Annotated in this window: 25 protein-coding genes; 2 read left to right on the top strand and 23 right to left on the bottom strand. The window is 47.7% G+C overall.

The genetic code is table 11. The annotated features are described in order from the left end of the window. Positions 1–4 precede the first annotated feature (4 nt). Genes CCE91_RS04865 through prmB form a run of 6 tightly spaced genes read right to left on the bottom strand, consistent with a single transcriptional unit; the run spans position 5 to position 6,823 of the window. Positions 5–1,135, bottom strand: a complete 1,131-nt coding sequence (locus CCE91_RS04865; RefSeq protein WP_086434104.1) for an ATP-NAD kinase family protein — start codon at positions 1,133–1,135, stop codon at positions 5–7. Further along, positions 1,136–1,285, bottom strand: coding sequence for a hypothetical protein (locus CCE91_RS12285; RefSeq protein ID WP_198677982.1), 150 nt, complete (start codon positions 1,283–1,285; stop codon positions 1,136–1,138). Positions 1,286–1,335: 50 nt separating this feature from the next. Continuing rightward, positions 1,336–1,902 (bottom strand): elongation factor P hydroxylase, encoded by a 567-nt coding sequence (locus tag CCE91_RS04860; protein ID WP_086434103.1) that lies wholly within the window; start codon positions 1,900–1,902, stop codon positions 1,336–1,338. Positions 1,903–1,939: 37 nt separating this feature from the next. Next, positions 1,940–4,732 (bottom strand): S9 family peptidase, encoded by a 2,793-nt coding sequence (locus tag CCE91_RS04855; protein ID WP_086434102.1) that lies wholly within the window; start codon positions 4,730–4,732, stop codon positions 1,940–1,942. A gap of 34 nt (positions 4,733–4,766) precedes the next feature. Continuing rightward, positions 4,767–5,861, bottom strand: a complete 1,095-nt coding sequence (aroC, locus tag CCE91_RS04850; RefSeq protein WP_086434101.1) for a chorismate synthase — start codon at positions 5,859–5,861, stop codon at positions 4,767–4,769. 35 nt (positions 5,862–5,896) lie between these two features. After that, positions 5,897–6,823 carry a 50S ribosomal protein L3 N(5)-glutamine methyltransferase gene (gene prmB, locus CCE91_RS04845; RefSeq protein ID WP_268802161.1) on the bottom strand — a complete coding sequence of 309 codons (927 nt, stop codon included), beginning with the start codon at positions 6,821–6,823 and terminating at the stop codon, positions 5,897–5,899. Positions 6,824–6,924: 101 nt separating this feature from the next. Here prmB and smrB point away from each other — a divergent pair, with 101 nt between their 5' ends. Next, on the top strand, positions 6,925–7,506 hold the full coding sequence (gene smrB / locus CCE91_RS04840; protein ID WP_086434100.1) for an endonuclease SmrB: 582 nt from the start codon (positions 6,925–6,927) through the stop codon (positions 7,504–7,506). 3 nt (positions 7,507–7,509) lie between these two features. Here the strand turns inward: smrB and sixA are convergent, their stop codons facing one another. The 3 genes from sixA to CCE91_RS04825 are packed head-to-tail and all read right to left on the bottom strand — an operon-like array spanning position 7,510 to position 8,872. Next, positions 7,510–8,007 carry a phosphohistidine phosphatase SixA gene (gene sixA, locus CCE91_RS04835; protein WP_086434099.1) on the bottom strand — a complete coding sequence of 166 codons (498 nt, stop codon included), beginning with the start codon at positions 8,005–8,007 and terminating at the stop codon, positions 7,510–7,512. Beyond that, on the bottom strand, positions 8,004–8,399 hold the full coding sequence (locus CCE91_RS04830; protein WP_086434098.1) for an RnfH family protein: 396 nt from the start codon (positions 8,397–8,399) through the stop codon (positions 8,004–8,006). The genes sixA and CCE91_RS04830 overlap by 4 nt, the downstream gene beginning before the upstream one ends. Beyond that, positions 8,399–8,872, bottom strand: coding sequence for a type II toxin-antitoxin system RatA family toxin (locus CCE91_RS04825; protein WP_086434097.1), 474 nt, complete (start codon positions 8,870–8,872; stop codon positions 8,399–8,401). The genes CCE91_RS04830 and CCE91_RS04825 overlap by 1 nt, the downstream gene beginning before the upstream one ends. A gap of 120 nt (positions 8,873–8,992) precedes the next feature. Between CCE91_RS04825 and smpB the strand changes: the two genes are divergently transcribed. Next, entirely contained in the window at positions 8,993–9,472 is a 480-nt protein-coding gene (gene smpB, locus CCE91_RS04820; RefSeq protein ID WP_086434834.1) for an SsrA-binding protein SmpB, read from the top strand. A 90-nt stretch (positions 9,473–9,562) separates the two neighbouring features. Here the strand turns inward: smpB and CCE91_RS04815 are convergent, their stop codons facing one another. The 14 genes from CCE91_RS04815 to CCE91_RS04750 form a co-directional block, all read right to left on the bottom strand. Continuing rightward, the gene (locus CCE91_RS04815) at positions 9,563–10,591 is read right to left on the bottom strand and encodes a nucleotidyl transferase AbiEii/AbiGii toxin family protein (RefSeq protein WP_086434096.1); all 1,029 of its coding nucleotides are present in this window, start codon (positions 10,589–10,591) and stop codon (positions 9,563–9,565) included. An 11-nt stretch (positions 10,592–10,602) separates the two neighbouring features. Then, complete coding sequence (locus tag CCE91_RS04810; protein WP_086434095.1) at positions 10,603–11,250, bottom strand: DUF6088 family protein; 648 nt, start codon at positions 11,248–11,250, stop codon at positions 10,603–10,605. Positions 11,251–11,401: 151 nt separating this feature from the next. Continuing rightward, positions 11,402–12,775, bottom strand: a complete 1,374-nt coding sequence (locus tag CCE91_RS04805) for a hypothetical protein (RefSeq protein WP_086434094.1) — start codon at positions 12,773–12,775, stop codon at positions 11,402–11,404. Further along, positions 12,775–13,209, bottom strand: a complete 435-nt coding sequence (locus CCE91_RS12400; RefSeq protein ID WP_198677983.1) for a tetratricopeptide repeat protein — start codon at positions 13,207–13,209, stop codon at positions 12,775–12,777. Before CCE91_RS12400 ends, CCE91_RS04805 begins: the two co-directional genes overlap by 1 nt. Further along, the gene (locus CCE91_RS04795) at positions 13,133–13,567 is read right to left on the bottom strand and encodes a DUF192 domain-containing protein (protein WP_086434092.1); all 435 of its coding nucleotides are present in this window, start codon (positions 13,565–13,567) and stop codon (positions 13,133–13,135) included. The genes CCE91_RS12400 and CCE91_RS04795 overlap by 77 nt, the downstream gene beginning before the upstream one ends. A 7-nt stretch (positions 13,568–13,574) precedes the next feature. Next, positions 13,575–14,354, bottom strand: a complete 780-nt coding sequence (locus tag CCE91_RS04790; protein WP_086434091.1) for a type II secretion system F family protein — start codon at positions 14,352–14,354, stop codon at positions 13,575–13,577. Then, entirely contained in the window at positions 14,351–15,205 is an 855-nt protein-coding gene (locus CCE91_RS04785) for a type II secretion system F family protein (RefSeq protein WP_086434090.1), read from the bottom strand. Before CCE91_RS04785 ends, CCE91_RS04790 begins: the two co-directional genes overlap by 4 nt. Beyond that, complete coding sequence (locus tag CCE91_RS04780; RefSeq protein WP_086434089.1) at positions 15,202–16,428, bottom strand: CpaF family protein; 1,227 nt, start codon at positions 16,426–16,428, stop codon at positions 15,202–15,204. Before CCE91_RS04780 ends, CCE91_RS04785 begins: the two co-directional genes overlap by 4 nt. Further along, complete coding sequence (locus CCE91_RS04775) at positions 16,428–17,627, bottom strand: type II and III secretion system protein family protein (protein WP_086434088.1); 1,200 nt, start codon at positions 17,625–17,627, stop codon at positions 16,428–16,430. Before CCE91_RS04775 ends, CCE91_RS04780 begins: the two co-directional genes overlap by 1 nt. Beyond that, positions 17,624–18,388 carry a Flp pilus assembly protein CpaB gene (cpaB, locus tag CCE91_RS04770; protein ID WP_086434087.1) on the bottom strand — a complete coding sequence of 255 codons (765 nt, stop codon included), beginning with the start codon at positions 18,386–18,388 and terminating at the stop codon, positions 17,624–17,626. Before cpaB ends, CCE91_RS04775 begins: the two co-directional genes overlap by 4 nt. A gap of 175 nt (positions 18,389–18,563) precedes the next feature. Beyond that, positions 18,564–19,091 (bottom strand): hypothetical protein, encoded by a 528-nt coding sequence (locus CCE91_RS04765; RefSeq protein WP_086434086.1) that lies wholly within the window; start codon positions 19,089–19,091, stop codon positions 18,564–18,566. Then, positions 19,082–19,615, bottom strand: a complete 534-nt coding sequence (locus CCE91_RS04760) for a hypothetical protein (protein ID WP_126797149.1) — start codon at positions 19,613–19,615, stop codon at positions 19,082–19,084. Before CCE91_RS04760 ends, CCE91_RS04765 begins: the two co-directional genes overlap by 10 nt. Positions 19,616–19,659: 44 nt before the next feature. Continuing rightward, a complete protein-coding gene (locus tag CCE91_RS04755) occupies positions 19,660–20,883 on the bottom strand; it encodes a hypothetical protein (protein WP_086434084.1) in 1,224 nt (407 codons plus the stop codon). After that, positions 20,883–21,206 (bottom strand): Flp family type IVb pilin, encoded by a 324-nt coding sequence (locus tag CCE91_RS04750; protein WP_407681275.1) that lies wholly within the window; start codon positions 21,204–21,206, stop codon positions 20,883–20,885. The genes CCE91_RS04755 and CCE91_RS04750 overlap by 1 nt, the downstream gene beginning before the upstream one ends. Positions 21,207–21,217 lie beyond the last annotated feature (11 nt).

Below are 21,217 nucleotides of genomic sequence, written 5' to 3'. Positions count from 1 at the left end.
CTGTTTAATCAACAGCGGCAATACTCAGCATAACCTCGTCATGATAGCCGGTAATCACTCTTATAAAACCCGCCAGTTCAGCATCTAATTCGGCGTCACCACTGTCTACCAGTAACGGCCTTCCGTTAAGCGCCTGTAACTTGGCTTTGGTAGCCACCACGTGCAAATTTTGTTTGCCAATATGGCGAATTACGGTCGGGCTCAGCTGTTGATTGCCACGCCCGAAAATGTGCCCTTGCCCGCCAATAAGCGTAACCACGAGCCGGCTTTCGTCGTATTCGTTTAGCAAAGCTTCCAACTGGCTGGCGGTAACATCAGCGGCTATCACTTCTTGCTGATACACCACATCAACGCCTAATAGCGTATTAGGCAAGCTGAGATCTTCCATAATGGCAGCAACCGTAGAGCCAGAGCCCATTACCCACAGCTCGTCTTCCATGCGCTCAATAACGTCGGCGGCGATGTCGGCCAGCACCATTTCGTCGCTTTCCTTGCCACCCATTTTAACCGCCTGAATATAGCGCAGTTCAGCGGGCACCAGCATTTCGCCATAGCGTCTGGCCCGTACTTCGCCTTTACGGAATTTGTCTTCGTCAATATCCATCACATCGGCATGCAATACCGAGGTTAAGTTACCACTTAATAGCAGTTCTACCACGCGTCCTGCGGCTTTGGGGCTAATGGCGTAAACGCCGGAGTGTATTTTTACGCCGGCAGGAATGCCTAGTACTGGTTGATCATCGGGATAACTGGCGCAAATATCGCGGGCAGTGCCATCACCACCAGCAAACAGCAGCAGGTCTATATTAGCCTTGGCCAATTGTTTGGCGGCGGCACGGGTATCTTGCGCGGATAAATCAGCCTCAGGTTCAAAGGCCACTTCATAATCAAAGCCCAGTTGCTCACACAGGTCAGCGCCCATAGCGCCGGCCACAGTCACAAACTTCAGTTGGGATTTATATTCAGTTAATAGTGCCAGTGCACTTTCCACCCGCTTACCGGCTTTTTCAGTAGCGCCTAATTCGCGAGCTCTGGCAACAGTGTCGGCACCGTCGCTACCTTTCAAACCAACACTGCCGCCAAGGCCAGCATACGGATTAATAATAAGACCAATGCGGTACAACGGCTGGGTCACTTATTCACTACCCTCTTGGTTGTCAGCACCTTCCTGAATAGCTTCATCGGCGTCTTCAATGTCTTCACCAGCACCTTCAATAGTTTGACAACCAGCAAAGGTGAAAACAACAACCAAGCTGGCAAGCCATGTCATCAGATTCTTCTTCATTGTTTATCTCCTCATATGTTCATGAACGAATGCCAATTAACTATAGCAAGTTAACCATAGCAGAGTTGTTTCTCGTTCAACGATGAAGGTAGTGCTTGCTGATAATAAGCGAGCAGCGCTTGTCTGAACGCTTCAGCACGACTCGGTAACCCGTGATTCAGGTATGCTTGTTTTTGCTTAGCCACCTGCGCTGTAAAAGCCGCGCGGTCTACTTCAATGCCCGACAGATTGTCCACGCTTACCTGAAACACAAAACCTGCGGCATCGGCAAACAACCACTCCAACGCCTGAGGTTTGCGTTCAACCTGTTCAAACTCACTTTGCTGCTGGGCATTACGGCCGTCGGGGGCATACCAGTAGCCATAATCAAACTGTTTACGGCGTTCACTGCCAGCAATGCACCAGTGCGCAATTTCATGCAGCGCTGAGGCATAAAAGCCATGGGCGAACACCACCTGATGATAGCCTGCCGCAGTGTCACCTTCCGCTAGCACCTGCCCGGCAGGAAGATAGTAAGGTTCATCCTTGCCAGCCACCAGGCGGGTGTTTTCTGACGCATAAAAGCACGCAGCAAAAATATCAATCAACTGCTGATAATCATGGCTTGGTGCGTTCATACATCGGCTCTCATCAAGTTCTTATCAGGTACTATCTTTACTCACTGGTTTCATTATAAGGCATACCTTCAGACCACCAAAGTGGTGCGTCTTCGCCTTTTAAATAATGATCGAAGAAAGCTTTCATTTTAATGGTGTAATCCACCTTGTTCGCATACTGCTGCAAATGGTGCGGCTCACCCTCGTACTGCAACATCACAATAGGTTTATTCAACCGGCGCATAGCCAGGTACATTTCAATACCCTGCTCCCATGGCACCGCGCCGTCGTCATCACCAAACTGAATCACCAATGGGGTATTAATACGGTCGGCATAAAACACTGGCGAATTTTCCAAATACAAGTTCAGCGCTTCGTCCATGCTCTTACCAATGCGGCTTTGGCCCTGTTCATACTGGAACTGACGCGCCAGGCCTGAACCCCAGCGAATACCGTTATAGGCGCTGGTCATATTCACTACCGGAGCACCCGCTACTGCCGCTGCGAAAATATCTGTTTGCGTAATCACGTGCACACTCTGATAACCAGACCAGCTGTGACCATGCAAGCCCACCGCGTCTGGATCGGCTATGCCCATATCAATTAACTTCTGCACGCCAGGAACCAGTGAATCGGTTGCGCTGCTACCTGGTTCGCCCGGGCTAAAGTGCACATCCGGCAGAAACACCACGTAGTCGTTGCTCACATAAAACGGAAAGTTCGGACGATGGTTTACTTTCATCTGATTAAATTGATTTAACCGCTGCGCGAACTTCTCGTAGTAATAAACCAGCACCGGATACTGCTTATTCGGGTCATAATCTTCTGGTTTAATCACCACCCCTTCCAACGGATCGCCGCGGGTAGAGCGCCAACTAATAAGCTCAGTAGTACCCCATTTAAAGTCATCAATTTGTGGGTTTAGCTCGGTGGCTTGTTGCGCTGTTACACTGTTGTTTGCAGACCACTGTGACGCGACGAACAAGTCCGGAAACTGCTGGAAGTTCTCGCGGGTGAGTAACCAGCTATCGGCATTCTCGGCTTGCTCAACAAAGTGGAAGCGAGTTTTATCGGCGGTTAATAACGGCTCAATGCCCTGTCCGGTTAAGCGGTAAATGCCATTGGTTTTGTTGGTTTGATCAAAACCTTCCAGCATTAAGCTTTGCTTGGCCGGAAACGCCAGTGCGTTGTCATCCGTTTGCACCAGACGATAACGAATTTCATCAGTACGACCATTGCCCGTCAAATTCACCGCACTGCCATTTAGCGACACCTTCCACACGTCATATTTGTCGTAAGCCAAGAATGCCGAGTTATCGTCTAACCAACCAGCAATACCATAACCGTCGGGTGCACTCGGGCGATCGTGTTCTTCGTCTGCCCAGCTAATCAGAATATCAGTAGCCATTTGGCGACGCTGCTCTTGCTCGGCATCATAAAGCCATAACTGACCGTTTTGGTAATAAGCCACGTAGCGACCGTTTGGTGACAGTTCAACGTCGTGGCCCCAGGACATTTTACTAGCAACCAGTTGTTGCTCGCCCGAGTCTAAATCAAGGTGATACACGTCACTAAAAAAGCCGTCCCAGGTAATAGCACGCAGGTAAGGATCGGCGTCGCGCCCCAGCACAGCATGTTTATTGTCGGTTGGTTCAACGCTCTCAACGCGCTCGTCCGCCAGTGCCACGAAACCTTCGTTTAAGTGGTATACCCCAAGGTATGTCTCTTTCTGGCGGTCGCTGTAGCTTTCTTTTTCATGCGGCTTAATGCGCTGGTCGCTGCCATGCCACACTTGCAAACCACGGTCGTTGGTTAGCCGTTCCAAATTAAATAAGTCGGCAACGTCTTCCGGCTTCTCTAGTTCATTGTTCGGCGCATCGGCCACTTGCTGATGACCAACGAACAACCTCTGGCCGTCATCACTAAAGGTTACTTTGCTGTGTTTGGTTAGCTCGTAGTCAGCCCGCTTGGCATCCAGAGTGCTGGCTTGTTGCTGACCAAACTGCCAGTGATAAACCGCAAATTTGTCGGCTTCTGCAGCAGCCACAATAGCTAACTGTTTGCCTTGCTCATGAAAGCTAAAATCGGCAACTTCGGCCACCTTATCTAATAGCTGCAGAGACGAACCATTCTCTGTATTCAGTACAGTTAGGCTCAGCAAAGCTTCTTCTTTTTCGTCAGATTCTTCATCGGACTTCTGATCAGAGTCTGCTTCTGTTTCCGCGCGCTGAGCTATAGCAACGCGAGCGCCCTGCTCTGCTACCCGGTAATCACTCACGCGCTCAAATTGGTTAGTTTGGTCAGAGCCAAGACTAACCAGCGTTAGCTTTTTAAGTTTGGTTTTTTCGTCAGCCACTGAGGCCAAAACTAAGGTTTTTCCATCGCCGGTAAAGCTTACCGCTGCAACATCATCAAACGCCTGCTGCTTGCCGGTGGAGGTGTTTACCAGCACAGCTTTCGGGTGCAGTTTCTTACGCTCTTCTTTACTGGCTTGTTCGCGTTCCAGCACTGGTACCTGCTGAATAAAGGCGGCCCAGTCGCCATTAGCGGTAATGACCGGCTTACTGCCGCGCGGCACTTCCCATTGTGGTGACGACTGGCCGTTCAGGGTTGCCTGCAATGACATCACCACGCCCATGCCGTCACCGTAGTCAGGCGCACTGGCATATGCCATCCAGTTGCCATCTTTACTTAACGCACGACCCGTGAATTCATGAAACTGCATCACATCGGTAATTTGCAGAATCTGTTTTTCGCTGTCTGTACTGCTTTGGGCAACGGCAGTTGCAGCAGTACCTAGTGCCAACGAAACCGCCACTGCGGTAGTCATAATCGAAGGAAAAAATTTCATGCGAATCCCTTTTCTAATCTTCTTTTAGTAATAATTATAAGTTAGCTATATCAGGAACTGACGACTTCACGTCGCCATTTTGGGCGCGATGGCGTAATAGGTGGTCCATAACCACCAGCGCCATCATAGCTTCGGCAATAGGAACGCCGCGAATACCTACACAAGGGTCGTGACGTCCACGGGTACTAATTTGCTGGGCCTCGCCCTGCTTATTAATCGTATCGCCCGGGGTAGTAATACTTGAGGTTGGTTTGAGCGCCAGTTCAGCAACAAACGGCTGCCCGGTACTAATACCGCCAAGCACACCGCCACAATGATTCGAGCCAAAACCAGTTGGCGTTAGTGCGTCACGATGCTCGCTGCCGCGCTGCTCTACAACGGCAAAACCATCGCCAATACTCACGGCTTTCACGGCGTTAATACTCATCAAGGCTTTGGCTAAATCCGCTTCCAGTCGGTCAAACACCGGCTCACCTAAACCTACCGGCACGTTTAAGGCTTCCACCCTAATGCGTGCGCCAATAGAGTCGCCGGCTTTTAAAAGATCGCGAATTAACTGGTCAAGATCGTCAATTATGCTGGCATCAGGGCAGAAAAAGCTATTATTGTGCACTTCGCCCCAATTCAGGTTTTGCACCGAAATGGCACCCATTTGCACCAAACCAGCGCGAATTTCTACACCAAGCTCCTGCTGAAGGTACTTGCGGGCAATACCACCGGCGGCCACACGCATCGCCGTTTCGCGGGCCGATGATCGCCCACCACCGCGATAATCGCGCACGCCATATTTATGTTCGTAGGTATAGTCGGCATGGCCGGGGCGAAACAGGTCTTTAATGTCGCTGTAGTCTTTGCTGCGCTGATCGGTGTTTTCTATCAACAAGCCAATAGGTGTTCCGGTAGTGACACCTTCAAACACGCCTGACAGAATTTTCACCTGGTCGGCTTCACGACGCGCTGTGGTGTAACGATTCGCACCCGGTCTACGGCGATCCAGATCGCCCTGCAAGTCGGCTTCGGTCAACGGCAGTCCCGGCGGGCAGCCGTCTACAATAGCCCCAATGGCCGGGCCATGACTTTCGCCAAAGGTGGTTACTTTAAATAATTCACCAAAACTATTACCGGGCATGTGCCTTCCTCAGCTCAATTAGACAGTTAGTACGCTTAAAACAGGTCGTGATGGGTTACTAAATCCTGGTAGCTCAGCAAAAATACGCCGTCGCCACCACGTTCGAATTCCAGCCAGGTAAAGGGCACTTCTGGAAAGGTTTCGGCCAGCGCCAGCATGGAGTTACCCACTTCACAAATCAGTATGCCCTGCTCGGTTAAATGCTCCGGTGCTTCCCGCAAAATGGTTCGCACCAAGTCCAGACCATCGTCACCAGCAGCTAAGCCTAGCTCAGGCTCGTGGCGGAATTCGTCGGGCAGATCAGCCATGTCTTCGGCATCTACATACGGCGGATTGGTTACAATCAGATCGTATTTTACGCCTTCAATAGTGCTGTACAGGTCTGACTGCATGGGGAATACGCGGTCTTCCAAGTCATGTTGGCTAACATTGTATTCAGCCACAGCTAACGCATCGGCGGAAATATCCAGCGCGTCTACCTCGGCATCGGGGAAGGCATAAGCACAAGCAATGGCAATACAACCGCTGCCAGTACATAAATCTAGAATGCGCTCTGGTGAGCTGTGCAGCCAAGGGGTAAATTGTTTCTCAATGAGTTCACCAATAGGCGAACGTGGCACTAGCACCCGGTCATCTACATAAAACGGCAACTGGCAGAACCAGGCCTGATTGGTTATGTAAGCCGCTGGCTTGCGGCTTTCAATGCGCTCAGCCAACAACGCCATAATGGTTTGTCGCTCACTGCGGGTGAGCCTGCTGGCACGGAAAGCTTTTAACTGCGCGTAGTCCAGCGACAGCGCATGACTCACTAACACTCGTGCTTCGTCGAGCGCGTTGTCAGTGCCGTGCCCATAGAACACTTCCGCTTGCTGTAAAGCGCTCACACAAAAGCGCAGCATGTCTTCCACACTGCGCAAATCTGCCACAGCGTCATCAAAACTGGTGGTAAGCGGTGCCGTCAATGCGGTCTCCTTTACTCTCGGTAACTTGGGTAGATAGTTGCTTGCAAACCTGTAGTTGCATAAGATACCCCAAACCCCACCGATAATCACGAATTGCACCTATGTCCTGGCGGGAAATCAAAAAGGAACTGAAATTAGCCGCAAGTTCCAAATCGCAAGCCGAACAGCCAGCGCCGGAAGTTGATGATGCAACCTTGTTTCGTCAACAAGCACAGGTGACTAAACGTATTCATAACGACACCGTACCGCCGCCCAAACCCCAGCTCAAGAAGCGTCAGACCAATTCGATAAAAGACACGGTGAATGCCAGTCGCGAAGCCGGCTTTTATTTTTCCGATACTTTTGAAGCGAATTTGCCGGTGCCATTGAAGTATGTGGCCGAAGGCGAGAACAGCTATTTAGCCAAGCAACTACGCCGTGGCGACTTTGCCCCGGAAGTATTATTGGATTTACACGGATTTACGCAACTGAATGCTAAGCGCGAACTGGCCGCTATGCTAAAAACCTGTGAACGCGAGCAAATAGACTGCTGCTGCATTATGCATGGATTTGGTGAAGGCGTATTGAAGCAGCGTATACCGCATTGGTTAGTACAGCACCCGCTGGTGCGGGCTTTTCATCAGGCACCGCGTGAATGGGGTGGCGATGCGGCTATTCTGGTATTACTGAAAGTTACGGTTTAAACCCTAAACACAGTGATCGGCAATAATCAGGTTATTCAGCTTGCCCTTGCCTGAGTGCACATCAAAGTCAATTTCAGCAATGCCTGCGGTAGGAAATATCGGCGGTTGCACGCGGTGGTCTAACTCGGCCACCAGGTAACTCACAAATGGCATGTGCGACACCACCAGCACGCGACCATCAGCCGCATCAATATCGTGATGGCTCACAATGGCTTGCAAGTAGCTAATAAATTGCTCAGGCACGCCGTCGGGCGTTACATCGTTACAGAGTTCCTGCGTATCACTTGCCAATACCGAATGCACTATGGTGGCAGTATTACGAGCACGTGCGTAAGGGCTGGAAATAACTAAATCCAACGCCTGATTCTGAACGCTTTCGGCTAACCACTTAGCATTGGTTAGCACTTCGCGTTCGCCCTCGGCGCTTAAAATTCTGTCAGCATCTTTTTGACCAGGTTGTGCCGCACTTGCATCACCGTGACGCATTATATACAGCTTCATTCCGACCTCTCATCCTGGTTACTTTCATCAGTGTCGCTGGCTTCAGCTTTGCGACGGTTACGGCCGCCGGTTACTTTGTCCGCCCGGCCTTCGTCTTTTGCCTGCTCTGCACGGCGGCGGCGAACTTCTTTCGGGTCAGCCGTTAACGGCCGATAAATCTCAATTCGGTCACCATCGCGTGGGGTTGTGTCCAGCTTACACGCCTTACTCCAAATACCAACCTTCTGCTGGTCCAGATCAATATCGGCAAAAAACTCGGTAATATTAGAGCGCACAATGCAATCATGCACAGTGGCACCGGCAGGCACTCGCACCACAATAATTTTTTGTTGCTCGGGTGTGGCATAAGCCACTTCTACCTGAATCATGCTTGGCACGGTATTAGTAGCCATTAATGAGAACTCGCATTGCCGCTGTTGTTGCCATTCGAGGCATCACCATACACCTGCTGCGCGCGCTTGGCGAAAGCATCTACCATACGCGAGGTAATTTCATGGAAAATGCGACCAAACGCCATGCTAAGTAGCCGATTGGAGAATTCAAAATCCAGTTTGAAAACAATTTTGCAGGCATTCTCACTTAGCGGCTGGAAATGCCAGCCACCAGAGAGCCGCTTAAAGGGCCCGTCTACCAGTTCCATATCAATGCGCTCGGGTGCATGCAGCGTATTGCGGGTAGTAAATGACTTCCCAATACCAGCCTTGCTGATATCCAGCTTCGCCACTTTATGCTCCGCCGACTGCTCAAGTATAGTGGCACCCACACAACCCGGCACAAACTGCGGGTAGGCTTCAATGTCATTGACCAAATCAAACATCTGCTGGCAACTGAAAGATACCAACGCACTACGTTCGATACTTGCCATGACGTCTCCTGTATTTTGTTAACGACCAACTGCCGAAAAATTCTGCGAATGATAGCGTAACTAGCGGCAATTGTTAATTCAGCAATTTTATTTTACGAATGTATGCGTATAATACGCGCCATGAGCAAAACAAAGTCAAAAGCAGCCTCCGGTACTATTGCACTCAATAAAAGAGCGCGCCACGAATACTTCCTTGAAACCAAGTTTGAAGCGGGCGTAGCCCTGCAAGGTTGGGAAGTAAAAAGTATTCGCGAAGGCAAAGTGAATATTCGCGACAGCTACGTAGTGCTGAAAAACGGCGAAGCCTTTCTTATTGGCTCGCAAATACAGCCCCTACTGTCGGCCTCAAGCCACGTGGTATGCGACCCCGACCGTACCCGCAAACTGTTATTGAAACAGCGCGAAATAGACAAACTAATAGGCGCGACCGAGCGCGAAGGCTACGCGGTAGTAGCCACAGCTATGTACTGGAAGAAGCATCTGGTGAAGCTGGAAATTTACCTTGCCAAAGGTAAGAAAACCCACGACAAGCGCGACACCGTAAAAGAACGTGACTGGCAGCGCGACAAAGCGCGGGTGATGAAGCAAAACGTCCGTTAGTAATATCGTGATTCTAATCTAGTACTTTACTGGCAATCCAGCCACTTGTAGATTTTAAATTAGCTGGACACCGCTAGGCACCTTATACCCTCAAGAATAGAAAGCATCATTAACAGATTCTTCTATTACCTTTATGCGAGCAATAAGTTCATCAAATGTGTAAGGAAGCACCGAATAAGGAAACATATCCGCCATGCTTTCCCAATCGGTACTGTAATGCTTTACCATTTTTTCTGAATTCGGGCTGAGTTTAATTGGACCCGTTCGAGCCGTATCACAGGAATCTTGATGCGTCTTATAGTTAAGATCCGAAAACTCTACATGAGATAAAAATAACTCCTTGTTCGTACACCAACTTCTGTTTTCTTCATTTAACTTAACGATGTCATAAAGGTGTCTGGCATACTTTGGCAGTAGCTTTTCCTGTGTCAGATTTGTATGTACTCCAAACATTTTCTCTAGAATTGTTCGTTCTGGTGCTAAAGCTATAACTTCAAAGTCCTGATCTGCTAGCTGAGGAATTACACTACCAAGAATATGCGTTATGGACACATTTACTACCGGAACATTCTGAGACCTTCCGCCGGTCTCAATTAAGACACGAGGTTGAACAGATTTAATTTCACTGTCATCAAATAACGAAGGATACTGGATACTAATATTTAATGGTTCACAATCTTCAATATATACTTCAATTCTTTCATCAAGCTCTTCAAGGTGTTTTTTAAGAGGCTGAAGAAGTGTTTTTTCAACAAAGATCTCTGCCGCAGCATCTATTTCTTTTGCAATTCGATGATGATAATTGCGTCCTGCAGTAACGTGGCGAGTTACCTCATTCTTATTCAATAACTTTAAAGATAATGACAAATCTATATCTTCAGACATTCGGTCGATTAGATTGAAACACTTTGAAAGCGAGGTTCCACCTTTAAAAATAAAAGGTTGTTCACAAATTCCCGATAATTTCGGAGCGACTTTAGTGTACAAAATCTCTAGCACAGCAGTTACCCAGAAATCCTTTTCTATAATGTAAGCTTGCGATTTTTGGTCATAGTTCTCTTCTGCGGCTAAAAAAGCCTCCCTGCGTTCTGAATCCTTCAGTTGCAGAAACTGATTCATTGTAGTTGTCCTTAACTTAAAACTTCCTTAGCCCAATTTAATGACGGGGGCAACGCCTCCATAAATTTTTGCTGTGTTTTTGAATCAAAACTTTGATAAAACTTTTTAACTAACTTGCTGTTGTAGTGTTCTAATGATTTTTTGTCTAAATAGGTTAAAGCGCTCCAAAACAGAAGCCCCAGCTTGTGTTTCTCTTTATCAGAGACTTTAAAACGCTTAGTGAAATATTGAAGCGTTTCTTTATATTCGAACTTGACCGCTTGGGATTTAAAATGCGACCTAGTTCTCTCCGAGATATAGTAGCTTCGAGCCATTGGTAACTGTGTATCCAAACCTAATGAGTTTAGAGCTTCCACTCCAGCGGGAACAACAGTTGCCATTTTGGTTTTCTTTATTACTTTTACAAGTTCTCCTGCTTCGAGCGGCAACATACCGAATTTACTGACCTTCGGGCGATAATATGTCCCATAGGCTGCTCGTTTTAAGCTGTTATCCTTCACCAATCGTTGCAATGCTTTTGAAGCTGTAGCTCGTTCATCATCTTTCAACATTTTACTGACTGCCAGTTGACCAATAGTAAACGGTTTACCCAACTGCTGATGTTTTACATAAGAATGAACTTTTTGAGCTACTCCTGACTTAGTCAATGTGCTCTGCATGTTTCCTCCTAACAGAAACAATTACAGCACAATACTCCCACATTATGTCCATTTCTGCCAGCCAAAAAAAGACGAGAATAGATTCTTTAGTAATACTAAAGTGACTCAGGATATAACCCAATGAAAAGACACTGATGAAGCACAACGTGCTTTAGTAAGCCTGCTTGCTTATTAAGACCGGAATTTCCCGTGTTGTTCGTTTAAGCGGGTTTAAAGTTTGAAATACGCTTATCCGGACAAGACTTTTGTATACTTCATTCCCTTCAATGTATCCGTAATATCTAATTTCACAGCGAAAGCTTCCTTGTTTATAAATGCTATTGGTCTGGGTTTCACAGTCGGATTGAGTATTTAGAGGGAGAGTCCAACTGGTTTCACAATAAAGCCGACATCCCTCAACATCCAAAGATATGATTAATCTGAAGCCCTGAGGATCGAACCCACTAATACAATTTCCGCATTTAGCACTAATCACCGGCGCAATTAAGTTCATGCAATGAAATGTCTTATACATACAGTCGTAAAGCTGATGATAAAGCGTTTCGATTCTTTGATGATTGGTATTAAGCGACGTTCCGGGAATCATATAATCCGGCGCGACTACCCTTGCTACATTCAATTTTGTTATAGAGGCGTGGTCTGCCGCTAACTGATCAATTTGCGCGATTTCAGTATCAGCAGCAATCACTTGTCCCGTATCGGCATAAGAGCTTTCTACCTGTGCTACTTGCCCGTCTAACTTTCCGCTAAATAAGTTAGTGCTGGTCAAATGGGTAGTCTGGAGATTTTCAGCGTTGACCCGCTCACTCGATAATTCTTTAGCGCGGATTAAGCCTGACGTAACCAGATCATCAGCAAGCGTCAGTTTGCCGTCAACGTTCACATCACTTGCCAAATCCAGACGACCGTAGTTCCATGCTGACTCGCTGATTTCTACCAGCCCCAAACTCAATGACTGGGCCACGCTTTCGCCTGCAGTAAGCTGGTGAATAGCAATTGAATCACTTACAACATGAGAGGCCAACAGAGTGTTGGCATCGGTTACGTCATAACCGCTAGCATTAAGTTCAACCATAAAGTTCTGGGTTCCGATTGCCGGACCTAGATGTACCCAATCACCAGCAGTCTGGTCAGGTGGTGGCGGCGTAATTATTGCTAACCCATCCGCATACTCGCGGAACAAAGGGTTGGTCAATACGATCGCTTCAACAACGTAGTCCGGCAAGCTATCAATAGTTAACTGATATCCCTCAGTTACCACTGAACCTGCTATTTCTTTTAGCAGCCCCCCTTCCGGGTTAAGCAGCCTTTGCTGCAACGGCTCAAGCGACTCAGGCCAAGCCCCCTGCTCAAGATAATATGCCGTAACATGTTGTTGCCATAACCAAAAAACTTCCTGAACTTCAGCAATCGTCGTTAGTTGCCGGTCTCTAACAAGATGCCATTGCCACACCAACATGATACCGCTAACCAGTGCTAGCAAAGTGAAGAATATAGGTAGTGCAAAACCTTTAGAGCTCCGCACTAGAAGTCTCCTGCGCTCAGTCGTTGGAGCTTTAACAGCTTCGTAAGTAATAGTTTGTCCTGACTATGGGTGTCGTACGGAGCTCCTGACAACAAAGCCTCGGTTGCTTGCCGGATACGAATGACCGCAACGTTGTGCCAAATCTCAGACTGTTCAGGTCTTAATTGAAGGCAGCGTTGATAATGCTTTAGTGCCTCCTGATAGCGTTGTTGACGAAGGCTAATATGACCCAGCACACACCATCCCTCAGTTAACGCCTGATCAACCTTGACTAATCTTCGCCAGCGCGCCTCCGCAACGGTTAAATCACCGTCTCGATAACTTTTATAGGCTGCGGCTAGTTGCAGATCAAAAACGTCACTCGGTGGTTTGCTCGTACACCCGGTTAGAACTGGAGAAATCACTAGACAAATCAGTAGAATCCCTATTTTCATAGCACTCATCCTTGTGAATAAAAATCAAAGTTTCACCAAGCCAACGCTCTAACGGCTGAAAACAGCCCGCACTAACCTCAATTAACGAGTCAGCCTGAGCTATTCGCACTACTTGATTAGGCTGCACATTCCGCGTTACCTGACAAATCTGCTGTTCGCGGTTTAACGCAATAACGTCTAAAGAAAACCGCATGCCGTAGGTATGAATACTGTGACATTTTGGAAACCAATAGGCACTATGGGCTGGTATTCCTCGATAGCAGAGCAAGCCCAGCAGGCGACTTGGATAATTTGTCAGTATTTTTGTATCAGGCCAGATAACTCGACCGTTCGCACGACATAGGGCTCCTTGTTTCATTAGCTTTTCACTCCATTGAAAATCTTAAAAAGACGGGACCTAACAGCAATATGAACGACACTGGGAAGAAACATAGAATTAACGGAAACAGCAACTTAACCGGGGCTTCCTGTGCTCGTTTCTCCATCCGCAGCAAAGCCTCTTGACGACGCTGTTGCGCCTGAAAAATTAATACCTGTGAAAGCACAGATCCAGTTCTGATAGAGTGAACTGCTGTCATTACAAAAGCGCCTATTTCAGGTAACGGAAATCTGTTACTCAGCTCCTGGAAAGCCTGTTCCAAACTAACGCCAGAGCGCAAACGATTCCGCATTCTGACCAATTCGAACGTTAACGGTGTCATCTTCGGAGCATCAGCCACACGCAATAGCGCTGCTGATAAAGAGGTTCCTGCCTGCAACAACATCGCAGTTAAATCCAGTACGGCTGGCAATTCAGATACCACCGACCGCCGCGCTCGATACAAGCTGCGCCTCAGCATCAAAACCCTCCAGATCAAAATCCCCAACAACAGTAAACTCGCGAAAGCTACTTTTGGTAACGTCAGAAGCCCGATTGCGACAACAAGCAAGCAAACTTGCTGAGCGAACCAAACCTCTTGATATCCGGAACTTTGATTCCAAAATGCTGGCTCGAGGGTATGCCACCAATGTGCTGGCATTCTTTTTCTAATGACTACCCCCAGCGAATAAGCAAAACTTTTCTGGATAAAGTGTACAAACCAAATTCCACCTAAGCACAAAGCCAGGGCCGATATCCAAATAGTAGCAATCAGCATCAAGCTCATTCGTCCCCGTCCTTTAGAATCAATCGACAAATCATATACCCGCAACACAACAACGCAGTTGAAAGTGCAAGCAGCAGATGTCCATTCTGGGTGTTTAGTAAAACGTCGGTGTGCTCTGGCTCAACAGCGTGCAACAGCATAAATATTGCCACTGGTAGTGCAGCCATAATTCGACCTTGCATACGAGCTTGTGCGGTAAGACTTTGCATTTTTTGCTGTAAATGCAGTTGCGCCTGCAGGTTTTCAGCTAACCCAATAAGCAATTGCGCTTGTTGACCACCATTTTCGTAACCAAAGCTCATTACCCGACACCCAAACTCAACGGCCTTCGTAGGAACCCGCTGAGCAAACTCATTGATCGATACAACGACACTTTGACCAAAGCGGATTTGTCGAACCAACAGTCTAAGTTCATGCTGAAGCGGGTTGTTTATCTCTTTACTAACCTGCTCCAGCGCGCTCACAAAACCAACGCCGGAACGCAATGAATTGGCCGTCGCGTGCAATGCATCAACCAGTTGACTATCAATTCGGTTAAATCGCTTTTGCTTATAATACCGATACACAACCGGAGGTAACGCGGCCCAAATGAGAATAGCTATAGCTGCTGACCACCAATGAAACCAAAGTAAAATCAATGAACTAAGTAGCAGTGCAATCACACTCCACAAAAGCCATAAGCGGGCAACAGGAATAAATAGGAATAGCTCTTCTAGTGACCGCTGAGTATTACTTTCAATCTCGCTTCGCCAACGTGGCAGGAAATAGATAGCTAACTGCTTTAATGCAAGAGCAATCAGTCCAAGCGAGACAACGAGTAAAACAGCAACTACGAGCGCCAGCATGCTCATGCAGCCGATACCTGTTTCAGTAACTGCTGCTGGTCATCAGTGCTCAAGTTTTCATAAAATTTGGGAAGCACACCCGCGTAACGCAGCCTGCCGTCTTGCCAACGAAGTAGCTCAACCATTTGAATGACCTCACCATCCATACTAACTACTTCGTGAACGCACTCTATGACTCGCCGTCCGCTGGGCTTTCGCGTAATTTGAATAACCAGATCCAGAGCACTGACCACCTGCTGGCGAACTGCGGCCAATGGCAACTCTATACCGGCCATTAACACCATAACTTCTAACCGTCGCAGTGCATCTCTGGCGCTATTGGCATGTACAGTTGTAAAGGACCCTGCATGCCCCGTATTCATTGCCTGCAACATATCAATTGCTTCAACGCCGCGACACTCCCCAACAATAATTCGGTCTGGTCGCATTCTGAGTGCATTTCTAACCAACGCGCGGATACTTACTTCACCAGTCCCCTCCTGATTCGCGGGCCGCGCTTCTAATGCAACGCAATTCGGATGATGAAGTCTCAGCTCAGCAGCATCTTCAACAGTTACAATGCGTTCTGAACCACTAACCTCCAAAGCTAGCGCATTTAACAACGTGGTTTTACCCGTACCTGTTCCGCCTGAAATAACAAGGTTCAAGCGGTTTTGTACAGCTAGTTCCAATATGAATCGCCCGACCCGGCTTAAACTACCTGAGCTTTCCAAATCTGCGAGGCTTAGCTTCTCGTTATGAAATTTCCGAATGGTTAAACAGGCACCAGCGAGAGCCAAGGGTGGAATCACGGCATTGACACGAGAGCCATCAGCAAGCCTTGCATCAACCATCGGTGAAGCGGTATCAATGCGGCGACCAAGCGGTACTACAATTCGTTCAATCACTTTATACAAAGCGCTTTCCGAACTAAATTTTGCATTTGTTCGCTCTAGCTTTCCCGCTTTTTCAACGTAAATACAGCTATGGTTGTTAACCATTATTTCGCTCACATCCGGATCTGCGAGGAATTGTTCAAGTACACCCAACCCTATGGTTTCCTGTACCACCTGGTTAACAACTGCAGCCCACTCAGCACCGGTACCACTAGAGATATCCGCCTTAAACCACTCAGTTAAATACCTATTTGCGAAACTTCGTAGCTCGTTTAAAGATAGCTTTTCTAGACTATGCTCTCGTTGGTCTAACCGCTCCCGCAGCACCGCTTGAATCTGGTTGTAATCCGGCATCACTCCATGACTCCAACACACTGAACTTGTTGATGAAAACGAATTAAGTCGTTTTGTGCATCCTTGATCTTCTGCTCAGAGGCACTGCGAGTACTGGCTAGCTGAGGTGTGACAATGACGACTAACTCGGTTTGCTGTCGCTGAAAATCATGTGATTCAAATAAACCGCCTAATATAGGAATTTCGGCCAGCCACGGGAATCGGTCCAATGAAGTACTGCTATCGTCAGTTAATAACCCAGAGATAGTTATCGCTTCTCCACTTTCGGCAACCACAATTGAGGCCGTTTTTCGAGTTAGAATTCCAGGAATGCCATTCACGGATACCGCGCCATCAATGTGGCTGACTTCTGCGCTAACGGAAGTTTTTAATAAACCGTCGCTCATCAGCACTGGTGTAATTTCAAGTCGGATTCCGTATTCCCGAAAGCTCACATCTTGTCCGCCCTGCCCAACCACCTGCGGCAATGGGATTTCTCCACCGGCCAAGAAACGAGCAGCAGACCCGCTCTGGGTGACCAATCGTGGCTCCGCCAGCAATCTCGCCCGGCCTTGCCGTTGTAAAAGTTGCAGCTGAGAATTAAGTTGTAGTGGAAATTGCAGGTTAGTACCTGCAATACGCGACACCGATGGTCCCGCCACAGCAGAATCCCAGCGTAAACCCAGTTGCTCCGCCCATTGCTTTTTCAACTCAAGTATTTTGACCGAAATTTCAATCATCGGATGTGAGGGCTCTACAGGTAGCGCGTGCACCAGAAGTTGCGGATACTTGTCCTCCAACTCTTTCAATCTTTTAAGACCTTCCACCCCAACCTCTCCCGTTACCATCACAAACTGATCAAGAGACTCTATAGTTAAGTCAGTCTCACCTAACCTAATCGCTTGAAGCTCCAGCAGGAGCCGCTCTGGAACATGAGCCCTAACATCAAAGTTCAAAGTGGTCTGAGTACCATCGGTACCTAACAGCACAATTGACGCAACACCTACGGAAACGCCGCGCACCACCAAATGTTTATCATTAATCAATTCGGTATTTATTGCGTCACCAGCACCAACCACTATCTCTTCTGCTCCACTTACGTCTATCAACGTCATGGAGTTGACCAGTAGCGACCTAGTAGTTGAGTCTTGTGCGTCTACGGTTTTACTGACGCTGAGACCCGCACCAATAATCAGCAGGCAAAACAATAGGTTTTTCATCCGCCCCCCATTCGATGCAGATTCGGGAGTGCTCTATATCTCTGGGATATCCCAATTTCGTCAGTATTGGCTGGGTGCAACCAAATTGAAAAAGGCAGTTGGCGAATGCGCTCAAAACGCTCTGCTTCTGCAACGCTCAACCGTAGTGTCAGCGTTTCAAAGAAGTTATTTTCCACGGCATCGTTCGTGGCCATTATTCGATCCAATGCCAGAACCTCGATATGACTTAAAAACGAATTGTGATTTTTACCTTCGAATTCACTGGGAACGACAATATCGACAATATCACCAGGTTCGAGCATTCCAGCCAGCACTTGCTCATGGTTAACCCTAGTGGTTACTGCGCGTTCACCAGCAGCTAAGGTTGCTCTAAGCAACGAAGTCTCGGTGTGTTTCAAGTAGGTTGTTGTTAGAGGTGCTCCTCGCGTAACAGTAATCCGTAACAACGATCCGATAATTCGAACTGCATCGTTTTCAGTCAACCAGTCTGGTTGTGCTATTCGCAGCGGAAAATCTCGTAAGCTTAAATCTTCGGCGCTAATCGCCTTTCCTTCTGGCATGTCATGATTAAAAACCAGATACGCTCCAGTTGGCTCAGCGTTCTGTTCTTGCCAAAGCTGACTTTGTTGCGCAAGGTACCGATCAATGGCCACGTAAGTTAAGGCTGTACAAAAGCTACTGGCAACCAACCAAAGCAAAACACGCTGTCGCATTTTCATCACACGACCCCCGGCAGAATGAAATGATGCTGCCAAACCCATTGGTAGAATCGTAACCACCCGTGTATAAGCTCAGTTAACTGCACCCATAAATTGTCTGCGCCGGTCATACCCGGGCTAAACCAAAGTGCCACGGTAAATAGCAGCAATAGCATTGCTTCTGTAGAGGCCTGACCCTTTTGGTTTTCTGCTTTCGTGTTACGTATTTTTGCTCTCATTACTTCACTTCCAGTACCAACATCAAGGTTTCAGACGACATGCTTTGCAACTGCAAATAACGCTCGGGCTTACGCAAGCTAATTTGTACTGATCCCTCTGAAACCTCAGCAACCCGCATCAAGTAACCGGCTTGGCGTAATCTAATTGCTGCAATAACGTGCCGCAGTGGGTGCCCAAACCGGAATGTCTGAAATCGAAAACTGTTGTCTTCATAGTCAAACATTAAGTCGCCACGTAAACCGAGAAAAACGGCTTCACCAGAGGTATTCGAAAGGTTCTTCGTTAACCACCAGGATTGCTGCTGGAAAGTAAGAGACCAGAGCGCATCGCGCGTTGCACAAAGCCAAACAAATTCCAGTTGCTGATGCTGCCGACATTCATCACTAGGTAATGCGTCTAAATTAAGAGCGTTGGTATGGGTTACCTGCCAAATTAATTGAGTGCTCGACTTCGCTACTGGGGTGAATTGCCAATCCGCTGGAAACGCCGGTAGCTGACTTGCCATTAATGCCATAGTTAACGACATGATTGGGGAGCCCCGCACAAAGCATGTTGAGGAACCACCTGGTCATTAACGTATCCCAACTGCAATTGGTCAGAAGCTAGCTCTCTTGTATTAGGTAACCATCCAGCTATATTTTGAACAGAGCGAATTCCTGCATTATTCAAATATCCGAGAGGAATTAGCTTAGCGGGTTCGGTAACCAACCCCTGAGGAACAGACGCTGACCAATCATCAAACAGTCTTACCAATAACTTGGCGTTATCGCCTGAACCAATTTTAGTGCTGTAAAGATTTTCAAAAGGTAGCTGCAGCGAGGTCAGCCGGGTTAGAGGCCGAAGCACCTGACCCACAGTTGTTGAAAGCTGATAGTTACTTGTTACGCGCAACTCATTATCAGAGTCACTACTTAGGAGAACCGGTTGCCAAAGTCTCGCGCGAGCACTGTCCATATTTAACTGATTGATGGTAAGTGCATGACTTAGAAATGGCACAGAGGCAATAAAAACAGTTAACAGGGTGCTAGTTAAGATAAGCATTTCCACCATAGCTTGACCCTGGAGCCGCGTGCGTCGGAATTGAGTACTATTCATTAGCTTCTACCCCACACGGTTAGTACGAGTTTATCTGCCGAAGTTAGAGGTTTGAGTTCTGAATACCACAAGGCGTTGAACAAATTTGGGCCTTCATAGCTATTATCTGCGCGGCTAAATACCTGAAGGGGCCGCGAGAAAGTAACTCCCGCTTTTGAAAATACCTGTTGGCTCTGTTCATTTTCGTCTGACGGAGTCTTGATACGAACCAAGATTTGAGGTACTTCAGCAGCACCCTTAAAAGATGTGAATGTGAAAGCGGGCATAGGTTGTTGCAGGCTTCTTGCCAATCTCTTGGCAGAGCGAGTTCCCGCCCGATTATACTTAGTCGAACTACCATAATGATCAGAGTTATTCAGGTAGCGTCGGTTATGAGAGAGATATCTGGCTCCGCGTGCCCACTGAGCTTCACTGGACCAAAATAGTAATCTTTGATGCAACGATGTTGTATCTAGCGCCTGCCAGCTCCATCGTCCACCGGGCTCAACATGAAGCTCTGTACCGCCTCCCTTCTTCATTTTTAAAATACCTAAATCGAGCCAGGTATAACTGCGCTGCAGAGAAAATGGATCCCGACTAGCTAAGGCCAATTCAGATAAAGTAAGTTGCCCAGGCTCAGCCGTAGAGGGATGATGAATTTTCCTCCACCATAGCCAGGGTGCTGGAACAACACCGTTGGTGTGACGGGCCTCCCAGCTTAGGTTTGGGTCGTGTTTAAAAGTAACCTCCTCGATGGTCTGCACAATCAAAGTGGTAAAAGCTACATGCGCTGCTCTTTGAGAGGCACTGATAGCCTGTACAACAACCCGCTGGCTGATTATAGCGAGCTTTATCAAACCTTCGATTATTGGCCGTGCGGAACGGATGAAATTTTGCAGCTGATGCGTAAACGTATTTAGATATGGAACTACACGACTAATCATGGCCAGACGCTTACTTCCATCCTCAAGCATTGCCATCCAACTGACGAGTCCGACTAACTGCGCAAGTGCTATTTGATTCGCAATAAGTGCCCTATTGGTTAAAGCAATAAAGTTTAATTCCCGGGCCATAACCAAAGCCCCACTGCTAGCTGCAGCATCAGCAACGTTCTGCAAATACCATTGTTGAGAAATCTGCCGCATGCTTGATGCCAACAGTAAAGTAACCACCAACAGTGCTGCCAAAGTGGTACCAAACAATAGGCTAATCTGGCCCTGAATATGTTTGTGCGAAACAATCATCAGTTGCCACTCTCAGTGCTTTCATCATAGTTGCCAAGATTCACGTCTTGTCGAGCCAGAGTTCCCGAGCGACGAGCGGCTTGTCGTGCAGTATTTAGTTGTTGGTTACTGTTTTGTCCCGAGATTTCCTGAGCAACGCCAGCAACCTGATTACGCACCGTTTTGCCAAACAGCGAGTAAACGCCGATAGCTGCCACAGCTATTAGCGCGACAATAATGATGTACTCAGTCATGCCCTGCCCGTTGATGCGCTGGCAGTTATGAGTGCGAGATTCCGTGAAGTGAGGTTTGGTTGCAGCAAGCAGCGCAAGGGATAAGCCCATTACTTTTCCAC

Source organism: Pseudidiomarina planktonica, from assembly GCF_900177775.1.
GTDB classification, from domain to species: Bacteria; Pseudomonadota; Gammaproteobacteria; order Enterobacterales; family Alteromonadaceae; genus Pseudidiomarina; species Pseudidiomarina planktonica.
This window is presented reverse-complemented; position numbering and strand designations above follow the sequence as displayed.

Coding starts and splice junctions, on each gene's coding strand:
- CCE91_RS04765 (WP_086434086.1), bottom strand. CDS start 19,091: ATGTCGTTAACTATGGCATTAATGGCAAGTCAGCTACCGGCGTTTCCA.
- CCE91_RS04750 (WP_407681275.1), bottom strand. CDS start 21,206: ATGGGCTTATCCCTTGCGCTGCTTGCTGCAACCAAACCTCACTTCACG.
- aroC (WP_086434101.1), bottom strand. CDS start 5,861: ATGCCCGGTAATAGTTTTGGTGAATTATTTAAAGTAACCACCTTTGGC.
- CCE91_RS04755 (WP_086434084.1), bottom strand. CDS start 20,883: ATGATTGTTTCGCACAAACATATTCAGGGCCAGATTAGCCTATTGTTT.
- smrB (WP_086434100.1), top strand. CDS start 6,925: ATGTCCTGGCGGGAAATCAAAAAGGAACTGAAATTAGCCGCAAGTTCC.
- cpaB (WP_086434087.1), bottom strand. CDS start 18,388: ATGGGTTTGGCAGCATCATTTCATTCTGCCGGGGGTCGTGTGATGAAA.
- CCE91_RS12285 (WP_198677982.1), bottom strand. CDS start 1,285: ATGAAGAAGAATCTGATGACATGGCTTGCCAGCTTGGTTGTTGTTTTC.
- CCE91_RS04830 (WP_086434098.1), bottom strand. CDS start 8,399: ATGGCTACTAATACCGTGCCAAGCATGATTCAGGTAGAAGTGGCTTAT.
- CCE91_RS04795 (WP_086434092.1), bottom strand. CDS start 13,567: ATGAAACAAGGAGCCCTATGTCGTGCGAACGGTCGAGTTATCTGGCCT.
- CCE91_RS04815 (WP_086434096.1), bottom strand. CDS start 10,591: ATGAATCAGTTTCTGCAACTGAAGGATTCAGAACGCAGGGAGGCTTTT.
- CCE91_RS04790 (WP_086434091.1), bottom strand. CDS start 14,354: ATGAGCTTGATGCTGATTGCTACTATTTGGATATCGGCCCTGGCTTTG.
- CCE91_RS04785 (WP_086434090.1), bottom strand. CDS start 15,205: ATGAGCATGCTGGCGCTCGTAGTTGCTGTTTTACTCGTTGTCTCGCTT.
- CCE91_RS04780 (WP_086434089.1), bottom strand. CDS start 16,428: ATGCCGGATTACAACCAGATTCAAGCGGTGCTGCGGGAGCGGTTAGAC.
- CCE91_RS04775 (WP_086434088.1), bottom strand. CDS start 17,627: ATGAAAAACCTATTGTTTTGCCTGCTGATTATTGGTGCGGGTCTCAGC.
- CCE91_RS04855 (WP_086434102.1), bottom strand. CDS start 4,732: ATGAAATTTTTTCCTTCGATTATGACTACCGCAGTGGCGGTTTCGTTG.
- CCE91_RS04760 (WP_126797149.1), bottom strand. CDS start 19,615: ATGGTGGAAATGCTTATCTTAACTAGCACCCTGTTAACTGTTTTTATT.
- smpB (WP_086434834.1), top strand. CDS start 8,993: ATGAGCAAAACAAAGTCAAAAGCAGCCTCCGGTACTATTGCACTCAAT.
- CCE91_RS04860 (WP_086434103.1), bottom strand. CDS start 1,902: ATGAACGCACCAAGCCATGATTATCAGCAGTTGATTGATATTTTTGCT.
- CCE91_RS04825 (WP_086434097.1), bottom strand. CDS start 8,872: ATGGCAAGTATCGAACGTAGTGCGTTGGTATCTTTCAGTTGCCAGCAG.
- CCE91_RS12400 (WP_198677983.1), bottom strand. CDS start 13,209: ATGAAAATAGGGATTCTACTGATTTGTCTAGTGATTTCTCCAGTTCTA.
- sixA (WP_086434099.1), bottom strand. CDS start 8,007: ATGAAGCTGTATATAATGCGTCACGGTGATGCAAGTGCGGCACAACCT.
- CCE91_RS04810 (WP_086434095.1), bottom strand. CDS start 11,250: ATGCAGAGCACATTGACTAAGTCAGGAGTAGCTCAAAAAGTTCATTCT.